Below are 17,877 nucleotides of genomic sequence, written 5' to 3' on the forward strand. Positions count from 1 at the left end.
GCCTGCGCCCGCCCACCGCGGGTTGCCAAAAACGAAGAATTCCAGGCCGGTCTCCGGGCTTGCGACGCCAGCGAAAACTCTTCGCTGGATGGGTCAGCCTTCCCATGCCTTGGCACAGTGGCTACTGACGACCCTCGATGCGCTTACCGTTGCGGGGGCAGCGCCGGACTGGTCCTTGCGGACGCACCGGCTTCCCGTTTCACCTCGCGCGTAGCGCGAGACACCTGAAACCGCGCTAGCTGATCACGGCCGCCGGCAGGCGTCAACCGATCCCCGGCGATTGACCGCCCCGGCCGCGCTGCGTAGCCTTCCTCCCTTCGAGGTTCTCCGGCGCTGGCCGGAGCTAAGAGGGAACGTGGAAATCTTCGGATGCGCCACGGCTGCCCCCGCAACTGTGAACAGCCTGTTCTTTCACACGCCACTGCCGACCAAGGCGGGAAGGCGAAAGAACACGAAAGGGCTGTGAGCCAGGAGACCTGCCTCGAGCAGCATCAAGACAACCGGGCGGGGTGATCCGGTGGCGACCTTCGTTGCGCGGCGAACCCGCGCGCGCGCCCTTCATCCGCCCTCCCAATTTCGCTTGCGAGGCGCGCATGAAAACCCTGGCCAAACTCCCCGTCACCATCGTCACCGGCTTCCTCGGTGCCGGTAAGACCACCCTGCTCCGCCACATGCTCGATAACGCCGAAGGCCGCCGTATCGCGGTGATCGTCAACGAATTCGGCGAGCTGGGCATCGACGGCGAAATCCTCAAGCAGTGCTCCATTGGTTGCAGCGAAGAAGAAGCGGTCGGCCGCGTCTTCGAGCTGGCCAACGGCTGCCTGTGCTGCACCGTGCAGGAAGAATTCTTCCCAGTAATGCGCGAACTGGTAGCGCGCCGTGGCGACCTCGACCAGATCCTCATCGAGACCTCCGGCCTGGCCCTGCCCAAGCCGCTGGTACAGGCCTTCCAGTGGCCGGAAATCCGCAACGCCTGCACCGTGGACGCGGTGATCACCGTGGTTGACAGCCCGGCCGTGGCCGCCGGCACCTTCGCCGCCCACCCCGAGCAGGTGGACGAGCTGCGCAAGCAGGACCCGAACCTGGACCACGAATCGCCGCTGCACGAACTGTTCGAAGACCAGTTGGCCAGCGCCGACCTGGTGGTGCTGAACAAGGCCGACCTGCTGGACGCCGAAGCGCTGGCCCGCGTGCGTGCCGAGGTCGCCGAAGAGCTGCCGCCGGCGGTGAAGATCGTCGAAGCCAACTCCGGCCAGCTGCCGCTCTCGGTGCTGCTGGGGCTGAACGCCGAAGCCGAGCTGCACATCGACAGCCGCCCGACCCATCACGACCACGAAGGTCATGAAGACCACGACCACGACGAGTTCGACTCCTTCCATGTCGACCTGCCGGAAGTGGAAGAACGCGCCCTGCTGGACGCACTGAGCGCGCTGGTCGAGCGCCACGCCGTGCTGCGCATCAAGGGCTTCGTCGCCATCCCCGGCAAGCCCATGCGCCTGCTGGTACAGGGCGTCGGCAAGCGCTTCGACAAGCACTTCGACCGCGCCTGGCGCAGCGACGAAACCCGCGGCACCCGCCTGGTGGTGATCGGCCAGGAACTGGACCAGGCCACCATCGCCAACGAGCTGCGTACCGCCCTGGCGTGACACTGCTTTTCGTAGGAGCGAGCTTGCTCGCGAACGGCCTCGCAGCGGGGTTTGGTTCGCGAGCAAGCTCGCTCCTACATGAAGCCCTACACCGAGCAAGCCCATGCACCTGCTGCGCACCCAACCCGGCGGCTTCGTCCCCGACGACGGCATCGCCCACCTGGCCCAGACGCCCGCCGAGCTGGTGATTCTCTGCAGCGGCGACTCGCACCTGGCACTGCTCGCCGAGGCCGCCCGCGAGCTGCCGGAGGACTACCCGAGCCTGCGGCTGGCCAACCCGATGCAGCTGCAGAACCACGCCTCGGTGGACCTTTACGTCGACGAAGTGCTGCAGCACGCCAAGGTCATCCTGATCTCGGTACACGGCGGCATCGGCTACTGGCGCTACGGCATGGAGCAGTTGGTGGCGTTGGCCGAGCGCGGCGTCACGCTGATCGCGGTACCCGGCGACGACAAGCCCGACCCCGAACTCAGCGCGCTGTGCAGCGTCCCGCCGCAGGATGCAGAGCGCCTCTGGCAGTACCTGCGCCAGGGCGGGATGGACAACGCCCGGCACCTCTTCGCCAGCCTCGCCACGCGCCATCTGCAACGCGACTATCCGTGGAGCGAGCCGCAAACGCTGCCCCGCGTCGCGCTCTACCATCCACAGACCGGCCGCTGCGACCTCGCCCGCTGGCAGGCCGACTGGAATCCCGAGTGCCCGGTCGCCGCGCTGCTGTTCTACCGCACGCATCTGCAAGCAGCGAACACCGGCTTCATCGACACCTTCTGCGATCGCCTGCTGGCCCAGGGCATCAACCCGCTGCCCATTGCCGTGGCCAGCCTCAAGGAAGCCGCCTGCCTGGAAGCAGTGGAAAACCTGCTCGATAGCGCCGACGCCGAACTGATCATCAACACCACCGGTTTCGCCCAGTCGAACCCGGAGGCGCCACAGGACCGGCCGTTCCGCCGCGACGTGCCGGTGCTGCAAGCGATCTGCTCGCTGGACAACCTCGACCTCTGGCGCGCCAACCCGCAAGGCCTCGGCCCGCGCGACCTGGCCATGCACATCGCACTGCCGGAACTGGATGGCCGCCTCATCACCCGGCCGATCAGCTTCAAGGGCCTGGCCTGGCGCAGCGAGCGCAGCCAGAGCGATGTGGTCTGCTACCTGCCGCACCGGCCGGGCATGGACTTCGTCGCCGAACTGGCGCGGCGCTGGATGCTGGTGGCGCGCAAGGCCAACGCCGACAAGCGCGTGGCGCTGATCCTCGCCAACTATCCAACCCGCGATGGGCGCATCGGCAATGGCGTCGGCCTCGACACGCCGGCCGCCGCCTTGAACATCCTGCGTGCGCTGGAGGCCCAGGGTTATCCGGTCGCCGGCCTGCCCGCTTCCGGCACGGCGCTGATCCAGCAACTGCTCGGTGGTGTCAGCAACGACCTCGACAGCCTCGACCTGCGCCCCTGCGCGCAGAGCCTGGCGCTGGACGACTACCTCGCCTGCTTCGCGCGCCTGCCCGAAGCCAACCAGCAAGCCGTGCGCGAGCGCTGGGGCGAGCCGCAACAGGATCCGATGTTCCGCAGCGGCCGGATGATGGTCGCGGGCCTGCGCTTCGGCCTGGGCTTTGTCGGCATCCAGCCAGCGCGCGGCTACCAGCTCGACGCAGCCGCGATCTACCACGATCCGTCACTGGTGCCGCCTCATGGCTACCTCGCCTTCTACTTCTGGCTGCGCGAAGTGTTCGGCGCCGATGCGGTAATCCACGTCGGCAAGCACGGCAACCTCGAATGGCTGCCCGGCAAGGGCGTCGGGCTCTCGGAGGAATGCTGGCCCGACGCGATCCTCGGCCCGCTACCCAACCTCTACCCGTTCATCGTCAACGACCCCGGCGAAGGCGCACAGGCCAAGCGCCGCGCCCAGGCGGTGATCATCGACCACCTGATGCCGCCGCTGACCCGCGCGGAAAACTACGGCCCGCTGCGCGACCTCGAACGCCTGGCCGACGAGTACTACGACGCCTCGCTGCTCGACCCGCGCCGCGCCAGCGAACTGCGTGGCGACATCCTCACGCTGGTGCGTGAGACCGCGCTGGACCGCGAGCTGGGCCTGCAGTTGAGTGACGATCCGGAAAGCTGGCTGCCGCAGCTGGACGCCTACCTGTGCGACCTCAAGGAATCGCAGATTCGCGACGGCCTGCATGTGTTCGGCGAGTCTCCCGTGGGCGAGTTGCGCCGCGACACGTTGCTGTCGCTGGTGCGCATCCCGCGTGGCGATGGGCGTGGCGGCAACGCCAGCCTGCTGCGCGCCCTGGGCGAGGACCTGAAGCTGGGCCGCGACCCGCTGGACGAAGCTTTCGCCGAGGCCTGGGAAGGCCCGCGCCCGGACGCGCTGCTTGCGGTGAGCGACGAACCCTGGCGCAGCAACGGCGATACCCGCGAGCGCCTGGAGCTGTTCGCCCTGCGCCTGATCGACGGCTCGGTCAGCGCACCCGGCAGCGCCAGCGCGGCGGTGCTCGCGCAACTTCACCAGCAGATCGCCCCGACCCTGGATGCCTGTGGCGCCAGCGAAATCGGCCACCTGCTCGCCGGCCTCGGCGGCCGCTTCGTCCCACCCGGCCCCAGCGGCGCGCCCAGTCGCGGACGGGTCGACGTACTGCCCACCGGGCGCAACTTCTTCACCGTGGACGTGCGCAACCTGCCCACGCCCACCGCCTTCCGCCTCGGCTTCCAGTCGGCCAGTCGGCTGCTCGAACGCCACCTGCAGGACCACGGCGACCACCTGCGCCAGCTCGGCCTGTCGGTGTGGGGCACGGCGACCATGCGCACCGGCGGCGACGACATCGCCCAAGCGCTGGCACTGCTCGGCGTGCGCCCGGTGTGGCAGGCCGGCAGCCAGCGAGTGGAAGACTTCGAGATCCTGCCGATCAGCCTGCTCGACCGCCCACGGGTCGACGTGACGCTGCGGGTCTCGGGCTTCTTTCGCGACGCCTTCGCCAACCTGATCCGCCTGTTCGACGCCGCCGTGCAGGCCGTCGCCGCGCTGGACGAGCCGGAGGACCTGAACCCGCTGGCCGCTCGTGTGCGGGCCGAACAAGCACGCCTGCAATCCGAGGGATTGGAGTGTGATGACGCCCGTCGCCAGGCCGGCTGGCGCATCTTCGGCGCGCAGCCCGGCGCTTACGGCGCCGGCGTGCAAGGCGTGATCGAATCACGCCAGTGGGACAGCCGCGCCGACCTCGCCGAGGCCTACCTGAACTGGGGCGGCTACGCCTACGGCGCCAGCGACGACGGCACGCCAGCGCGCGAGCGTTTCGCCCAGCGCCTGTCCGGCCTGCAGGCGGTGCTGCACAACCAGGACAACCGCGAGCACGACATCCTCGATTCCAACGACTACTACCAGTTCCAGGGTGGTATGCTCGCCGCCGCCGAGGTCATCCAGGGGCAGTCGCTGGCCAGCTACCACGGCGACCACAGCCAGCCGGACAACCCGCGCATCCGCACCCTGAAGGAAGAACTCGGCCGTGTAGTGCGCGCCCGCGCGGTGAACCCGAAATGGATCGCCGGCATGAAGCGCCACGGCTACAAGGGCGCCTTCGAACTGGCGGCGACAGTGGACTACCTGTTCGCCTTCGACGCCACCAGCGAACTGGTGGACGACCACCAGTACCGCCTGCTGGCCGACGCCTACCTGCTGGACGACGGCACCCGCGAATTCATCCGCCAGCACAACCCCGAGGCCCTGCGCGACATCGCCGAACGCCTGGTGGAAGCGCAGCAGCGCGGGTTGTGGGAAGAGCCGGGGGAGTATCGCGAGACGCTGGAGAATCTGCTGGTGGACAGCGAAGAGCAATGAGGGACTTCCCGCTCGAGCGGACTCCGTCCACGATGGCACTCGGCAAGGTGGACCACCGTAGGGCGCATAACCCGGCACGGGTTATCCGCCGATTGCCTCGCGGCGGATAACGCTGGCGCGTTATGCGCCCTACGATCTATTCGACAGCGAGGAGCAGTGAGGGATTTCGCGCTTTCGTAGGATGGCGTGGAGCGAAGCGATACCCATCAGCATGAACTGTAGGAGCGAGCTTGCTCGCGAACCCGGGCCCCGCAGCGGAAGCTGGTTCGCGAGCAAGCTCGCTCCTACGAAAAGCGGCTCAGCCCCGGCGCAGCCGCTCCGCCGCATTCAGCAACAGCGCCTCGGTGCCGCTCCAGCCCAGGCAGCCATCGGTTATCGAGACACCGTAGCGCAGCTCTCCGGACAACGGCTGGCAGCCGTCGAACAGATGACTCTCCAGCATCACGCCACGCAGCGAGGCATCGCCGGCCACGCGCTGGTCGAGCACGCTATCCAGCACCGCCGGCTGGCGCAGCGGGTTCTTGCCGCTGTTGGCGTGGCTGCAGTCCACCATGATGCTCGGATCGAGACCGAGCTTCTCCAGCCCCTGGCGAATCTGCTGCACGCTGGCCGCGTCGAAGTTCGGGCCGGCATGACCGCCGCGCAGCACCAGCTGGGTGTCCGGGTTGCCCTGGGTCTGCACCAGCGACGGGCGCCCCAGCGCATCGATGCCGAAGTGCTGGTGCGGGTGCGCCGCCGAGCGCATGGCGTCGGTGGCGATACCGATGCTGCCGTCTGTGCCGTTCTTGAAGCCCACCGGCAGATCGAGGCCACTGACCATCTCGCGATGTACCTGGGATTCGCTGGTGCGCGCGCCGATGGCGGCCCAGCCCAGCAGGTCGTCGAAGTAGCCGGCCACCAGCGGTTGCAGCAGTTCGGTGGCGATCGGCAGGCCGCGCTCGAGCATGCCCAGCATCAGCCGGCGCGACAGCTCCAGGCCGCCGGCCATGTCGCCGCTGCCGTCGAGCTGCGGGTCGTAGACCAGGCCTTTCCAGCCGATGGTGGTGCGCGGTTTTTCAACGTAGGCACGCATCACCAGCAACAGCTGGTCGCTCACCTGCGGCGCCAGTTCGGCGAGGCGGTCGGCGTATTCGAGGGCGGAAACGGGGTCGTGCAGCGAGCAGGGGCCGATCACGACCAGCAGGCGCGGATCGCGGCCATCGAGGACGGCGCGGATCGCCTCGCGACCTTCGCGGACGCGATGGGCCATGGCGGCGGACAGCGGCAGGCGCTGGCGCAGTTCGGCAGGGCTCGGCAGCGGCTGTTCGCGGCGGCGGGCGGAGGGCAGCGGGAGGTCGAGGACTTCGGCGGAGGCTGCCTGTTCGGGGCGGATCAGGGCGGAGGTGGAAGCGTTCATCTGACTGGCATCCTTGGCCGGCGCGGTGGTTTCTCCGCGCTCGGCGCTCTATCTAAGTGTTCGTGGCAAGGCTCGTTGGGTGGCACGCAGCGCGCTGCTAAATCGCCAGTCGGAGTTGCGGTAATAGCGGTAGTAAGTGGTGTTCATGGCTTGATCCTCTGTCCGGGCGTGTTGGCCCGATTCAATTCGTTGGCAATGTGTTGGCCTTGTGGGCCGGAAAAACAAAAACCCCGGTCGGGTTGCCGACCGGGGTTTCATGAATCTGTCTGGTTGGCGACCCTGCTTGCTAGGGCGCCTGTGGGGTATCAGGCGCGCCTTTGGCTAAACCAATACCCATAGAAGAAATAGCCGGCAGCAGCAGTCAGAACCTGCGCGCGAGCAACTGCGGAGCCGATGGCACCGAGGCGGGCGAGGGACTGGATGGACAGGCTGGACGGCATGATGTTCTCCGTGGAAGTGGAGCCAAGGTACTGCATCGCGCAGCGCCGATCAATGACTTGAATCTATCGATCTGATGGACATTGGTCGCACCTCCTACACCCGGTTCGCTACCATGCACGGACGAAATCCGCAGGAAATCCCCATGAGCGCCCTTCCCCATTTCCCACTGGCAGCCGTCGTCGGCGCCGATGAGCTGAAGCTGGCCCTGTGCCTGGCGGCCATCGATCCGGCCATCGGCGGCGTGCTGATCGAAGGGCCACGCGGCATGGCCAAGTCCACCCTGGCGCGCGGCGTCGCCGACCTGCTGGACGGCGGGCGCTTCGTCACCCTGCCGCTGGGCGCCAGCGAGGAACGCATCGTCGGCACCCTCGACCTGGACGCGGCGCTGGGCCAAGGCCGCGCGCAGTTCTCCCCCGGCGTGCTGGCCCACGCTCACGGCGGCGTGCTCTATGTGGATGAAGTGAACCTGCTGCCCGACCACCTCGTCGATTTGCTGCTCGACGTGGCCGCCAGCGGGGTCAACCTGATCGAACGCGACGGCCTGTCCCACAGCCACCCGGCGCGCTTCGTGCTAATTGGCACGATGAACCCCGAAGAAGGCGAGCTACGGCCGCAGCTGCTGGACCGTTTCGGCCTCAAGGTGCAACTGGAAGGTACGCCCGCACCGAGCGAGCGTGCCGAGATCGTCCGCCGCCGGCTGGCCTTCGATGCCGACCCGCAGGCGTTCCTCGCGCACTGGCAAGCCGCACAGCAGGCTCTGCAACAACGCTGCGTCGATGCGCGCCAACAGTTGGCGGCGATTCCGCTGGATGACGCTGCGCTAGATGACATCGCCGAGCGCTGCCACGCCGCCGGCGTCGACGGCCTGCGCGCCGACCTCGTCTGGCTGCGCGCCGCCCGCGCACATGCCGCCTGGCGGGGGGCAAGCGCCATCGAGGCGCAGGACATCGATGCGGTCGAGCACTTCGCCCTCGCCCATCGCCGCCGCCACGCGCCGCCGCAATCAAGCACTCCACCGCAGTCACCATCGAGCCAACCCCAGGCACCCTCCAACGCCTCCCACGGCGAAGGCCAATGGGGCGAACTGCCCGCGCAGAGCGTCGCCATGGGCGAACGCCGGCAACTGACGGGCTGGCCAAAAAAGCCCTGAGCATCCGCCCGCGCCAGGCCCCAGGCGCGGATGCCACCCCCCGACCCGGCCAGCTCGCCGGCGGCCGCAGCGGCGCCCGCCAAACGGGCGCACACGGCCGTATCGACTGGCCCGCCACCCTGCGCAACGGCCGCCCGCAACGCCGCGCCGACCTGGTGCTGCGCGCCCGCAGCCGCCAGCCCGGCGAACTCTGGCTCGTGATAGTCGACGCCTCCGCCAGCACCCGCCGCCACGGCGCCCTCGCCCAGGCCAAGGGCCTGCTCGCCGACACCTTCGAACAGGCCTACCGACAACGCGCGCGCCTCGCCGTGCTGCACGCCACGGGCGCACAACCGCGCTGGTTGTGGCAGGGCCAGAAGGTTTCGAGTCAGTTGCAGGAATGGCTGGAGCAACTCGGTGCCGGCGGTGGCACCCCGCTGATCGAGGCGCTACAGCAAGCGCGCAAGTGGCTGGACCAGCGCCAGCGGCAGAAGCCAGGCGAGAGTCAGCGTCTGCTGGTGCTGACCGACGGCCGCCTGGGCGACTGGGCGGCGCTGCAGCCACTGAACTGCCCGACAGTGCTGGTGGATATCGAAGGCGGAGCCGTGCGGCTGGGCAGGGCCAGGAAGCTGGCGGAGGAGCTTGGCGCCGACTATCGGCCGATCGACGACCTTTCGGCGAACGGTCGTTAAAAGCCCCGCACACTAACCTTCTCCCGCAAGCGGGAGAAGGGACTGTTCCGTGCGGTCCAAGGGGCCAGAGTTAGCCGGCTAGCACCGATACAGCATCTCACCCCGAACGGCCCCCTCTCTCCTCGGGAAAGGGCTGGGGTGAGGGGCATTCATCGCGTGGAGACATTCCGAATCACGGTTCCCCATTACGCCCATGCAACAGGAACCCAGGCCGCTCGCTCAGACGCTCGTAGTACGCCGCAACCGCCGGCAGTTCCGGGCGCTGCATGGGCGTCAGGTACCAGCGGTTCACCGACAGGCCGAGCACAACATCCGCAAGGCTGAAGCAGGCACCAGTAGCGAACGCGCCGGTGCGTTCCAGTTGCCGATCAAGCAGGGCCATGCAGTGGTTCCACTGTGCCTCGCTCAGGGCAATCGCGGACTCGTCGGTGTGGCTCGGGCTGTTACGCACCCTGGCAATGAACACGTAGCGCCAGGCGTTGTTCAACTCGGTGGCCTGCCAGCCCATCCACTGCTCCACCAGCGCCCGTTCGCGCGGTGACGTCGGCAGCAATTCGCCCTGGGGATACTGGGTGGCGAGGTAGCCACAGATGGCGTTGGATTCCCAGAGCACGAAGTCGCCGTCGACCAGGACCGGCACCATGGCGTTGGGGTTGAGTGCAATGAATTCCGCCGAGGCGGTGGAGCGGAAGCCCGTGCCCCAGTCTTCCCGTTCGTAGGGCAGGTTCAGCTCGGCGCAAGTCCAGAGCACCTTGCGCACGTTGATCGATGAAGCGCGGCCGAGGATTCGCAGCATGGTGTCACTCCCTGTGAAAACCGGGGCCCAGCATAGAGGCTGGTGGGGCGGCGGAGAAGCGCGATCTTGACGCGATGCCGAGCTTGCCCGCGAAACGCTACGAAGCTGTGAACACTCGCTAAGCGGGACGTTCCGTCAATCCGCGGCGAGGGGCCCAAGCGCCTGCCAGAGAGACTCGACACTGTCGAACTCGCGGTCCACCGCTGGCAACGCCGGCCGCGCCAGGATCAGCACCGGCACTCCACACTCGCGGGCAACCTGCAGCTTCGGCTCGGTGGCCTGGCTGCCGCTGTTCTTGCTCACCAGCACGTCGGTGCCCAGGCGGGCGAACAGCTTACGCTCACCATCGAGAGTGAACGGCCCGCGCGCGCCGAGCACTTCGGCGCGCTCGTTGCCGGGCAGGCTCTGCAGGCAGCGCACCGTCCAGTGTTGATGCTGGGGAATGTGCTCGAGGTGCTCCAACGGCTCGCGACCCATCGTGAACAGCGGGCGGCGAAAATCATTCAGTGCCGAGATCAGTGCCGGCCACCCTGCCACCTCGCGCCAGTCATCATCGGGCCCCGCCTGCCAACCGGGACGACGCAGCGCCCAACAGGACACGCCAGCCAGCAGCGCAGCGCGGGCGGCATTGGCACTGATCTGTGCGGCGTAGGGATGAGTAGCATCGAGCAGCAGGTCGAAACCGCGTTCGCGGATGAAGTCCGCAAGGCCTTCGGCGCCGCCGTAACCCCCCACCCTCACTTCACAGACGAGGTCGTCCGGCACCTTGCCGAGCCCGGCGAGGCTGTACAGGTGGGACGCACCTAGTCGACGCGCAATGGTCAGCGCCTCGCCGATGCCGCCCAGCAGGAGCACCCGTTTCATCGCACCTCCAGCGCTTCGCCCACCAGATTGCCCTGGCGGTCGATGGCGAAGACTTCCAGCGTCACTTCAGCGGGTACGATGCGCCGGGCAAAGGTCAGCGCGCGGGCGCAGACGGCATCACCGAGGGCAACGCCTTCGGCGCGACACAATGCCAGCGCTTGCTGGCTGGTGTTGGCTTCGCGCATGCGATGTTGCAGCTCCTCCGACGCGCCAATTTCGGCCGCCCACTCCGCCAGCTGCGGCAGGTCGATGCTGGAGTGGCGGCTGTGCAGGTCCATATGGCCGGCGGCCAGCTTGCTGATCTTGCCGAAGCCGCCGCAGATGCTGAAACGCTCCACTGGCACCTTGCGCAGGTGCTTGAGCGCCGCGCCGGCGAAGTCGCCCATCTCGATCAGCGCGGTGTCGTCGAAGCCGTAGCGACGGCGCATGGCGTCCTCGCTGGCGTTGCCGGTGCAGGCGGCGAGATGACGGAAGCCGTTGGCGCGGGCGACGTCGATGCCTTGCTGGATCGATGCGATGTAGGCCGAACAGGAGAACGGTCGGACAATGCCGGTGGTGCCGAGGATCGACAGGCCGCCGAGGATGCCCAGGCGTGGGTTCATGGTCTTGAGCGCCAGCTCGGCGCCACCCTCGACGTGGATCGTGACCTCAAAGCCGCCGGCGTAGCCGCACCCGGCCGCCAGTGCAGCGAGGTTGCCCTGCATCATCTGCCGCGGCACCGGGTTGATCGCCGGCTCGCCCACCGCCAGCACCAGCCCCGGTTTGGTGACGGTGCCAACGCCCTCTCCCGCGTGGAAGCGCACACCGGGTTCAGCGCTCAGGGCGACGCGGGCGAAGACCAGCGCCCCGTGGGTCACGTCCGGGTCGTCGCCGGCATCCTTCAGCGTGCCGGCTTCGGCACCCTCGGCGGTGAGCCGGCAGAACTCCAGGCGCAAGGTCGCACTGCGCTCCTTGGGCAGGACGATCTGCGCAGCGTCCAGCGTTTCACCGGTGAGCAGCAGACGCGCGGCGGCCAGGCTGGTGGCGGTGGCGCAGCTGCCGGTGGTGTAACCGCTGCGCAGCGGGCGGGGTTCTTCCGGAGTCTCTTCGCGCATCGTCAATCGGCCAGGGGCTTGCGCACTTCCAGCAGGGTGATCGGCAACGCCGCGCGCCAGGTATCGAAGCCGCCCAGCGGCTGGGCCTGCGACACCGACAGGCGGGTCAGCTCACCGCCGATGCGGGCGCGCCAGCTCAGCAGCATGGACTCGCTCTGCAGGGTGACCGCATTGGCGACCAGCCGGCCGCCGGGCTTGAGTTGTTCCCAGCACTGCTCGAACACGCCGGGCAGGGTCACGCCGCCGCCGATGAAGATCGCATCGGGGCGCTCCAGGCCCTGCAAGGCTTCCGGCGCAGCACCGCAGACCAGTAGCAGCGACGGCACGCCAAGGGCCTCGCGGTTGAAACGGATGTGTTCCTGGCGCCCGTCATTGGCTTCGATGGCCAGCGTGCGGCAGCTCGGATGCGCGCGCATCCATTCGATGCCGATGGAGCCACAACCCGCGCCGACGTCCCACAGCAGCTCGCCCGGCTTCGGCGCCAGCCGCGCCAGGGTCACAGCGCGCACGTCGCGCTTGGTCAGTTGGCCGTCATGGCGGTAGACCTCGTCCGGCAGGCCGGTGGTCAGCGGCAGGCGAACAGCGTCAGCACCCGCCACGCATTGCACCGCAACGAGATTCAGCGCGGCGGTCTCGCTCGGCGACCAGTCGCTGGCGAGTCCGTCGATGCGTCGCTCCACCTCGCCGCCCAGGTGCTCCAGCACGCTGAGGCGACTCGCGCCGAAACCCCGTTCGCGCAGCAGCGCAGCGATGGCCGCCGGGCTGCTGCCATCGTTGCTGAGGATCAGCAGCTTCGCGCCGTCGTGGATCTGCGCATTGAGTGCCGCCAATGGGCGCGCCACCAGCGACAGCAGCGTGCAGTCCTGCAACGCCCAGCCCATCCGCGCGGCGGCGAGCGAAGCGGAAGACGGCGCGGAAAGTACGAGCATTTCCTCGGACGGAATCTGACGGGCAAGGCTTGCGCCGACGCCGAACAGCATCGGGTCGCCGCTGGCCAGCACGCAGGTCGGCTCACCGCGCCGACGCAAGACCGGCTCCAGGCTGAACGGGCTCGGCCAGGCCTGGCGACGGGCGCCCAGGCAATGCGGCAGTAACTCCAGCTGGCGTGGCGCGCCAATCACTTCGCTGGCGGCGAGCAGGGCGCGGCGCGCGGCCTTGCCGAGGCCGGCATAGCCGTCCTCGCCGATGCCGACAATGGTCAGCCAGGGCGTCATGAAATGTCCTCAGGGGTGCGACGATCGATCCGACGGGCAGGCTTTTCCTGCCTCCGAACAAAGCAGGCATAATACCCGCTTCGTCGGTGCTCGTAGGACGCTTCACCTTTTGCGGTGAAGTTTCTCAGAGCCGAAGAGGGAACACGGTTAAGCCGTGGCTGCCCCCGCAACTGTAAGCAGCGAGTCCGCGCAATGCGGCGACACGAGAACGACGTTCCGTGCCGCCGGCCAGGCCACTGGGCAACCGGGAAGGCCGCGCTGGATGAGGACCTGCCAGCCAGGAGACCTGCCGACGAAACCAGTCGCGCGTGCAGACATCGAGCGGGGTGTATCGGTGTCGTGAAGTCCCCTTTGGGGGATTCGCAGGTCACCGCGATCCAGCCCTGGTGACCACCGTGCAAGACCCTTCAGCCCTGCCCGTCCGTCCGCATGCCTGCCCCGGCCTGCTGCGCATCGTGGCCTCCCGCGATGGGGGCATCTGCCGCCTCAAGCTGCCTTGCGGGCAACTCGACGCCAACGCCGCGCGCGCCATCGCCCTGGCGGCCGAACGGCATGCAGACGGCGTGCTCGAAGCGACCAACCGCGCCAACCTGCAAATTCGCGGCGTACATGCCGGCGCCGAAAATGCGCTGAGCCGTGAACTGCTGGCCGCCGGCCTCGGCCCGCGTGAGCTGGCTTCGGACGACGTGCGCAACCTGCTGGTCAGCCCGGCGCTCGGCCTGGACACTGGCAGCGCGTTCGACGCGAGCCCGCTGGCCCGCCAGCTGCTCGACCTGCTGGAGCACACCCCGCGCTTCCACGGCCTGTCGCCCAAGTTCGGCATCCAGCTGGACGCCGGCGAAACGCTGGCGATGCTGGAACACCCCAACGATCTCTGGCTTTCGGCCATGTCCGACGGTGCCGCGCCGCTGTTCGCCTTCGGCCTGGCCGGCTGCCCACCGCAGCGCGAGACCGATCGCCCTGCTCTCGCCGCCGTCAGCGCCGAACAGGTACCGCTGCTGGTGGAAACTCTGCTGCACCTGTTCCTCGATCTTGCCGGCGACGGCCAGACGCGCATGCGCCACCTGCGCGAGATGCTTCGCGATGAAGTGCTGCTGGAGCGCCTGCAGCAACGCCTGCCCTTCCCGCTGCAACTCGGAGCGGCTGTGGATAACTGGCGACGTCCTGCGCCGCAGGCTTTCGGCCATCTCGGAATTCAGCCCCAGCGTCAGCCGGAACGGGTCATGGTCGGCGCGGGATTCGTCCTCGGACGCCTCGACAGCACCACGCTGTTCGGCCTCGCCGATCTTGCCGAGCGCTTCAGCGTCGGACAGCTGCGTCTCACGCCCTGGCAAAGTCTGATCCTCCCTGGCGTGGCACAAACCGATGCCGCCGTCGTACTCGGCGCGCTGGCCAACCTCGGCCTGGTGATCGACGCCGCGCAGCCGCTGTCGCGCCTCGTCGCATGCAGCGGTTCCAGCGGTTGCGCCCGTGGGCTGGCCGACACTAAGGCCGATGCGCTGCGCCTGGCCGAGCGCCTGCGCCACGCACCGCCGGCCGGTGTACACCTGTGCGGCTGCCCGCGCTCCTGCGCCGCCGCCCATGTCGCCCCCTACACCCTGCTGGCCGTCGCCGACGGCCGCTATGACCTGTTCCGTCGCGCCGATGGCGTGGCCGGCTTCGGCCAGCCAGTGGCGCGCAACCTTTCCCTCGATGCCGCCGGCGACCTGCTGGCCGCACCCGGAGCCCTCACCGATGCTTGATTACATTCGCGACGGCCAGGCGATCTACCGCCAGTCCTTCGCCACTATTCGCGCCGAAGCCGACCTGTCCGGCATTCCCGCCGACCTCGAGAAACTCGCCGTGCGGGTGATCCACGCCTGCGGCATGGTCGACGTCGTGCAGGACCTGCACTTCTCCGCCGGCGCCGGGGCCATCGGCCGTGCGGCGCTGGCCGCTGGCGCACCGATCCTCTGCGATGCGCGGATGGTTGCCGAAGGCATCACCCGCGCGCGCCTGCCGGCACACAACGAGGTGATCTGCACCCTCAACAATGCAGACGTACCCGACCTCGCCCGCGAGCTGGGCAACACCCGCTCGGCGGTGGCGCTGGAGCACTGGCGCGAGCACCTGGAAGGCAGCGTGGTGGTGATCGGCAACGCGCCGACCGCGCTCTTCTACCTGCTGGAAATGCTCGATGCCGGCGCGCCGAAACCGGCGCTGATCCTCGGTTTCCCGGTGGGCTTCGTCGGCGCCATGGAGTCCAAGGACGCCCTCGCCGCCGACAGCCGTGGCGTGCCCTACGTGATCGTCCGCGGTCGCCGTGGCGGCAGCGCGATGGCCGCCGCCGCAGTGAACGCCCTGGCCACGGAGGTGGAGTGATGACCGGCCGCCTCATCGGCCTGGGCGTCGGCCCGGGCGACCCGGAATTGCTGACCCTCAAGGCCCTGCGCCTGCTGCGCGCGTCCCCGGTGATCGGCTACTTCGTGGCCAAGGCCAAACACCACGCCGGCCAGGGCGGCAACGCCTTCGCCATCATCGAGCAGCACCTGCTCGATGAGCAGCAACGCCTGCCGCTGGTCTACCCGGTGACCACCGAGAAGCTGGAGCCACCGCTGACCTACGAAGGCGTGATCAGCGACTTCTATGACACCGCCGCCGAGCAGGTGGCGATGCACCTGGATGCCGGCCGCGACGTGGCGGTGATCTGCGAGGGCGACCCGTTCTTCTACGGCTCCTACATGTACCTGCATGACCGACTTTCAGAGCGGTACGACACCGAAGTCGTACCCGGCGTCTGCTCGATGCTCGGCAGTGCGGCGGTGCTCGGCGTGCCGCTGGTGTACCGCAACCAGAGCCTGTCGGTGCTCTCCGGCGTGCTGCCCGAAGACGAACTCAAGCGCCGCCTGGCCGACGCCGATGCGGCGGTGGTGATGAAGCTCGGCCGCAACTTCGACAAGGTTCGCCGCGTGCTGCGCGAGCTGGGCCGTGACGGCGGCGCCCACTACGTCGAGCGCGCAACCATGCGCGAGCAGCGCATCGTCGCGCTGGACGACGTCGACCCGATGGCCTCGCCGTATTTCTCGATGATCGTCATCCCCGGCCAGCGGTGGAACGGCTGATGCGCGCTGCCATCGTCATTCTCGGCCAGGGTGCGCTGGCTACGGCGCGACGCCTGCAGGGCGCTTATCCACAGGCGCGTGTGCTGGGTCTGAAAGACCGTGTCGAAGGCGCCGATGAATCCTACGCAAACTTCGGCGAAACCCTGCGCCAGCTCTACCGCGACGACACCCCGATCATCGCCCTGTGCGCGGCAGGCATCGTCATCCGCACCCTCGCGGCAGTGCTGGTCGAGAAAGGCGCGGAGCCGCCGGTTCTGGCCGTCGCCGAAGACGGCAGCGCCGTGGTGCCGCTGCTCGGCGGGTTGGGCGGGGTGAACCGCATGGCCCGTGAGCTGGCCGCTGCGCTGGAGGTGACGCCCGCCATCACCACCAGCGGCGAACTGCGTTTCGGTGCCTGCCTGCTCGACCCGCCACCGGGCTATGCGCTGGCGGATATCGAACAGGGCAAGCGCTTCGTCTCCGACCTGCTGGGGGGCGACACCCTGCGCATCGAGGGCTACGCGCCCTGGCTGGAGGAACTGGACCTGCCGCTGGCCGACGACGCCGCGCACACCCTGCGTATCGATGCGCGCGTCGTGGGCATCGCGCAGAACGAGCTGCGCATCCATCCGCGCCTCGTCCTCGCCCACGTCACGCTGGTGGACTCGCAACTGCCCGAGCGCATTCGCCAGGGCCTGGCGCAGGCCGGGCTGGCCGAGGCGTCGCTGGCCGCGCTGGTGGCGCCGCGCTGCCGCATGGCCGATCCGGCGCTGGCGGAGGCCGCCCGTGAGCTGGGCGTGCCACTGCGGTTCATCCACAGCGACGATGAGTTGCCGCCGGCTGTGTTGCATGGCGACTCCTTCCATCTGCACCGCACCGCCACGCCAGCTGAAGCCCAAGGCATCGGTCAGCCGCGCGGACGACTCAGCGTGATCGGTCTGGGCCCCGGCGCCAGCGACTTCATGATCCCCGCCGTGCGCCGCGCGCTGGACGAAGCCCAGGACCTGCTCGGCTACGAGACCTACGTGAAGATGGCCGAGCCGTTGCGCGACGACCAGGTGCGCCACTGCACCGACAACCGCGAGGAAATGCAGCGCGCCCGTCATGCCTTCGAACTGGCCGCCAGCGGCCGGCGCGTGGTGGTGATTTCCTCCGGCGACCCCGGCGTGTTCGCCATGGCCGCCGCGGTGATGGAAGCCCTGCACGAGAGCAGCGACCCGCATTGGCATGGCGTGGAGCTGGAGGTACTGCCGGGCGTGTCTGCTGCGCTGGCGGCTGCCGCCAAGGCCGGTGCGCCGCTGGGGCATGACTTCTGTCTGATTTCCCTGTCGGACAACCTCAAGCCCTGGGACACCATCGAAAAGCGCCTGCACCATGCCGGCGCCGCCGACCTGGCCATGGCCTTCTACAACCCGATCTCCAGGGCACGCCCCTGGCAACTGGGACGCGCGCTGGAAATCGTCCGCTGCCACCGCACGCCGGAAACCCTGGTGGTGCTCGGCCGCGATATCGGCCGCCCGGCGGAAGCCCTGCGCGTCGTTACCCTCGGCGAACTGGTGCCGGAGATGGTGGATATGCGCACCCTGGTAATCATCGGCTCGTCCCTGACCCGGCGCTTCCCCCGCGCTGGCGGTGGCGACTGGGTGTATACGCCACGCTGGTATCGCTGACAGCTCTCACGCCGATAGCG

At 68.5% G+C, this 17,877-nt stretch carries 14 protein-coding genes and 3 riboswitches; of the genes, 8 read left to right on the plus strand and 6 right to left on the minus strand.

Going from position 1 to position 17,877, the window contains the following annotated elements; all coding sequences use genetic code 11:
* Positions 1 to 26: 26 nt before the first annotated feature.
* Positions 27 to 243, minus strand: a riboswitch (cobalamin riboswitch).
* Between the two features lie 60 nt (positions 244 to 303).
* A riboswitch (cobalamin riboswitch) is annotated at positions 304 to 499 on the plus strand.
* A gap of 94 nt (positions 500 to 593) precedes the next feature.
* Together cobW and cobN are read left to right on the plus strand one after the other, a co-directional pair.
* The gene (gene cobW, locus IB274_RS22930) at positions 594 to 1,646 is read left to right on the plus strand and encodes a cobalamin biosynthesis protein CobW (RefSeq protein WP_192435023.1); all 1,053 of its coding nucleotides are present in this window, start codon (positions 594 to 596) and stop codon (positions 1,644 to 1,646) included.
* Between the two features lie 103 nt (positions 1,647 to 1,749).
* The gene (gene cobN / locus IB274_RS22935; protein ID WP_192435025.1) at positions 1,750 to 5,481 is read left to right on the plus strand and encodes a cobaltochelatase subunit CobN; all 3,732 of its coding nucleotides are present in this window, start codon (positions 1,750 to 1,752) and stop codon (positions 5,479 to 5,481) included.
* 298 nt (positions 5,482 to 5,779) lie between these two features.
* On the opposite strand, the gene IB274_RS22940 is transcribed toward cobN, so the two are convergent.
* Together IB274_RS22940 and IB274_RS29865 are read right to left on the minus strand one after the other, a co-directional pair.
* Positions 5,780 to 6,877, minus strand: a complete 1,098-nt coding sequence (locus tag IB274_RS22940) for a 3-deoxy-7-phosphoheptulonate synthase (protein WP_192435027.1) — start codon at positions 6,875 to 6,877, stop codon at positions 5,780 to 5,782.
* A gap of 305 nt (positions 6,878 to 7,182) precedes the next feature.
* Complete coding sequence (locus IB274_RS29865; protein ID WP_263866461.1) at positions 7,183 to 7,317, minus strand: hypothetical protein; 135 nt, start codon at positions 7,315 to 7,317, stop codon at positions 7,183 to 7,185.
* 143 nt (positions 7,318 to 7,460) lie between these two features.
* On the opposite strand from IB274_RS29865, the gene IB274_RS22945 reads away from it, so the two are divergent.
* The gene (locus tag IB274_RS22945; protein WP_192435029.1) at positions 7,461 to 8,468 is read left to right on the plus strand and encodes an ATP-binding protein; all 1,008 of its coding nucleotides are present in this window, start codon (positions 7,461 to 7,463) and stop codon (positions 8,466 to 8,468) included.
* The gene (locus IB274_RS22950; protein ID WP_192435031.1) at positions 8,393 to 9,139 is read left to right on the plus strand and encodes a vWA domain-containing protein; all 747 of its coding nucleotides are present in this window, start codon (positions 8,393 to 8,395) and stop codon (positions 9,137 to 9,139) included. The genes IB274_RS22945 and IB274_RS22950 overlap by 76 nt, the downstream gene beginning before the upstream one ends.
* A 172-nt stretch (positions 9,140 to 9,311) precedes the next feature.
* Here IB274_RS22950 and IB274_RS22955 read toward each other — a convergent pair whose 3' ends face one another.
* From IB274_RS22955 to cbiE, 4 genes are all read right to left on the minus strand, one after another.
* Positions 9,312 to 9,935, minus strand: a complete 624-nt coding sequence (locus IB274_RS22955) for a glutathione S-transferase family protein (RefSeq protein ID WP_192435033.1) — start codon at positions 9,933 to 9,935, stop codon at positions 9,312 to 9,314.
* Between the two features lie 135 nt (positions 9,936 to 10,070).
* Complete coding sequence (locus IB274_RS22960; RefSeq protein ID WP_192435035.1) at positions 10,071 to 10,799, minus strand: cobalt-precorrin-6A reductase; 729 nt, start codon at positions 10,797 to 10,799, stop codon at positions 10,071 to 10,073.
* On the minus strand, positions 10,796 to 11,893 hold the full coding sequence (locus IB274_RS22965; protein ID WP_192435037.1) for a cobalt-precorrin-5B (C(1))-methyltransferase: 1,098 nt from the start codon (positions 11,891 to 11,893) through the stop codon (positions 10,796 to 10,798). Before IB274_RS22965 ends, IB274_RS22960 begins: the two co-directional genes overlap by 4 nt.
* Positions 11,894 to 11,895: 2 nt before the next feature.
* On the minus strand, positions 11,896 to 13,107 hold the full coding sequence (gene cbiE / locus IB274_RS22970) for a precorrin-6y C5,15-methyltransferase (decarboxylating) subunit CbiE (protein ID WP_192435039.1): 1,212 nt from the start codon (positions 13,105 to 13,107) through the stop codon (positions 11,896 to 11,898).
* Positions 13,108 to 13,174: 67 nt separating this feature from the next.
* Positions 13,175 to 13,416, plus strand: a riboswitch (cobalamin riboswitch).
* Between the two features lie 77 nt (positions 13,417 to 13,493).
* On the opposite strand from cbiE, the gene cobG reads away from it, so the two are divergent.
* The 4 genes from cobG to cobJ are packed head-to-tail and all read left to right on the plus strand — an operon-like array spanning position 13,494 to position 17,857.
* On the plus strand, positions 13,494 to 14,849 hold the full coding sequence (gene cobG / locus IB274_RS22975; RefSeq protein WP_192435041.1) for a precorrin-3B synthase: 1,356 nt from the start codon (positions 13,494 to 13,496) through the stop codon (positions 14,847 to 14,849).
* Positions 14,842 to 15,468, plus strand: coding sequence for a precorrin-8X methylmutase (locus tag IB274_RS22980; protein ID WP_192435043.1), 627 nt, complete (start codon positions 14,842 to 14,844; stop codon positions 15,466 to 15,468). Before cobG ends, IB274_RS22980 begins: the two co-directional genes overlap by 8 nt.
* The gene (locus IB274_RS22985; RefSeq protein WP_081517091.1) at positions 15,468 to 16,208 is read left to right on the plus strand and encodes a precorrin-2 C(20)-methyltransferase; all 741 of its coding nucleotides are present in this window, start codon (positions 15,468 to 15,470) and stop codon (positions 16,206 to 16,208) included. Before IB274_RS22980 ends, IB274_RS22985 begins: the two co-directional genes overlap by 1 nt.
* A complete protein-coding gene (gene cobJ, locus IB274_RS22990; RefSeq protein WP_192435045.1) occupies positions 16,208 to 17,857 on the plus strand; it encodes a precorrin-3B C(17)-methyltransferase in 1,650 nt (549 codons plus the stop codon). Before IB274_RS22985 ends, cobJ begins: the two co-directional genes overlap by 1 nt.
* Positions 17,858 to 17,877: the final 20 nt, after the last annotated feature.

This window comes from Pseudomonas sp. PDM18, from assembly GCF_014852585.1.
In the GTDB taxonomy this organism is placed as follows: domain Bacteria; phylum Pseudomonadota; class Gammaproteobacteria; order Pseudomonadales; family Pseudomonadaceae; genus Pseudomonas.